Annotated in this window: 2 protein-coding genes; one reads left to right on the top strand and one right to left on the bottom strand. The window is 41.8% G+C overall.

All coding sequences use genetic code 11. From position 1 onward, the window contains the following. Nucleotides 1-1,053: ATP-binding protein (locus HQK80_16395; GenBank protein MBF0223770.1), on the bottom strand; the 1,053-nt coding region annotated here is incomplete at its 3' end. Between the two features lie 641 nt (nt 1,054-1,694). Between HQK80_16395 and HQK80_16390 the strand changes: the two genes are divergently transcribed. Next, on the top strand, nt 1,695-2,090 hold the full coding sequence (locus HQK80_16390) for an AAA family ATPase (protein MBF0223769.1): 396 nt from the start codon (nt 1,695-1,697) through the stop codon (nt 2,088-2,090). Nucleotides 2,091-2,450 lie beyond the last annotated feature (360 nt).

Here is a 2,450-nt window from a genome sequence, read left to right as displayed (position 1 = left end):
ATAAAAGTATGAAATATTCTTGCTCACATCTCCCTCACCTGTCTTAAATTCAACAGCAAAAACAGGCTGATTATTTTTCAAAACCACGAAATCAATTTCTCTCTTGTTCTTGTCTCTCAAATAGCAAAGCTCCATAGCCTCTCCGCTTGTATCCTCCACAAAATGGCAATACTTCAAGAGATTAGCTGCAACCAGATTTTCGAACCTTGCACCTTCATGCACACAAAGAGACCAGTCCCAGAGGAATAATTTTCTATCCTTCTTCAGGGCGTTTATTTTTTTTGAGCCATACGGTCTGATTCGGAAACAATAATAAATGTTTTCAAAAATCGTGACCCACCGATCCACAGCCTCATGGGAGGCTGAAAGATCCTCACGAAGAGAATTAATGGAGAGAAGAGAGGCCACTTTTTCCTGCAACAACAGAGCAAGGACCTCCAGCTGGCTAATTTCTTTAACCTGCTCCAAAGACACAAGATCTTCCATAATAACACGGGATAGACGCTCTCGCTGCCACCGCTTCCATCCTTTTTCTGATTGGCCAAGAAACGGTTCAGGAAAACCGCCAAAATGCATAAGGGCATCAAGATCATTTTTTGATGGTGCCCGGTTAAGCTCATACAAAGAAAAAGGGTGCAGCCTGTAATAATGATACCGGCCCTGCAAAGAATCCCCGCCTTTACGGTAATAATCCAACCTGGCAGAACCCGTCACAAGAAAAGAAATTTTCGACTTATTTTTATCATAAAACCCCTTAACAAGATTCCGCCATTCTCTATATTTGTGAATCTCATCAAGAACGACAAGAGGAGCATTCACCGGGAGTTTACCCTTTATGAGGTCTTTTTTATCTCCCAGATAGTCCCAGTTCAAATAGGCCGGATCTGTTTCATCTCCACCTAAAATATCTAAGGCAAGAGTCGTTTTGCCAACCTGCCTTGGCCCACCGACAAACACCATCTTTTGCTTTAAATCGTCAATAATGTTGGGGGTCAAATACCTTTCCATATATACACCTGCAAGAAAATAGGACAATTTTCCGGTCAACCCCATTATAGTCGAGATAATTTTCTGGTCAACCCAAATCTCGACCACACCCGTTCAGATGTGTTCCTGTGGATCCGTGGCAAAAACAAAAAAAAGAGGCGGCAACCACATGGTCACCGCCTCTTTCCCTCAAGGTTCCAAGCTTTAAGTCCGGTAAAACAGACCAACACACACTGAGCTAAACCCCGCCAGATTATATATATTTTTTCCGTGTGAGTCTGTGTGTGTTCGTGGCAAAAACAAAAAAAAGAGGCGGCAACCGAGTGGTATCGTAGTTATACGACGACCGGTCACCACCTCTTTTTCTCAAGGTTCCAAGCTTTAAGCCTGGCACAACCGAACCAGGATAATTTTATTCAAATACTATATTCTTCTTTTCTATTTCCATTCAACGACTCGATCATATTCCCGAGAAGGGACACGAAGTTCCTCAAGAATCCAGCCAGAATCAAGTTGATCGAGTTTTCTTGCATCTGTAAATGTTGGGTTTCGCAGAACTCTACCCAACCTACCAAATGAACCACGAAAGGCACACACAAAAGATTAATCTTTGTTTTTGTGTTTTTCGTGGTTCAACTGCGCCAAGAGACATCTTCATTGGTTGGAATCATGAATAGCACCAAATTAACAATTAAAGACTCCCAGCCATGATAGATAGAGATGTCGCTCCTAAAATCCTTCAGTACTCAAAACAGTACCCAGTCGTCACAATTACAGGCCCACGCCAGTCAGGGAAAACAACCTTCCGCAAAATGCTTTTCCCCGATATGAAATATACCAATTTAGAAAGTATCGAAGATCGAAATTTTGCCTCTAGAGACCCAAAAGGTTTTTTAAACCAGTTCCCTGATGGCGCAATCATTGATGAGGCCCAAAGAGTTCCGGATCTCATCTCATATATCCAGGTGGACGTTGACTCTAGTAAAAAAAACGGAAAATTTATTATTACGGGGAGCCAAAATTTCGAATTAATTAATACAATAAGTCAATCCAGTAGTGTCTACTCTATGGAGGAAACGAAACAAGAAGACAGGAACAAATAAACATCGTTAGCTGGCAAGACATCGACACGATCGATGCTTAACAACACCCCAGAAAGCCTCGCTTGATCATCCGCCCTACAGCAAAAAAGAAAAAACTCACCACCAACTCTTTCCGACATATATAACATCGTAAAGTTCGTGTGGGTCAGTGTGATTTCGTGGCAAAAACAAAAAAAGAGGCGGCAACCATAAGGAACCAAAAAGCAACCGCCCATTACTTTCAATATTAATTCACAATTTGACACAACTCACCTTTAGCAACTCAGTTGTTTTTAGTGGCCTAGACCATTAGTACCTCACCCGCAAACGTCGTAAATGGCAATACCCTGGCATTTACTTCCTTCACAAAATAATCCTTAT

This window comes from Desulfobulbaceae bacterium (genome assembly GCA_015231515.1).
Taxonomy (GTDB): domain Bacteria; phylum Desulfobacterota; class Desulfobulbia; order Desulfobulbales; family VMSU01; genus JADGBM01.
This window is presented reverse-complemented; position numbering and strand designations above follow the sequence as displayed.

Excerpts from the sequence above, each read along its gene's own strand:
- HQK80_16390 (MBF0223769.1), top strand. The coding sequence starts at position 1,695 with ATGATAGATAGAGATGTCGCTCCTAAAATCCTTCAGTACTCAAAACAG.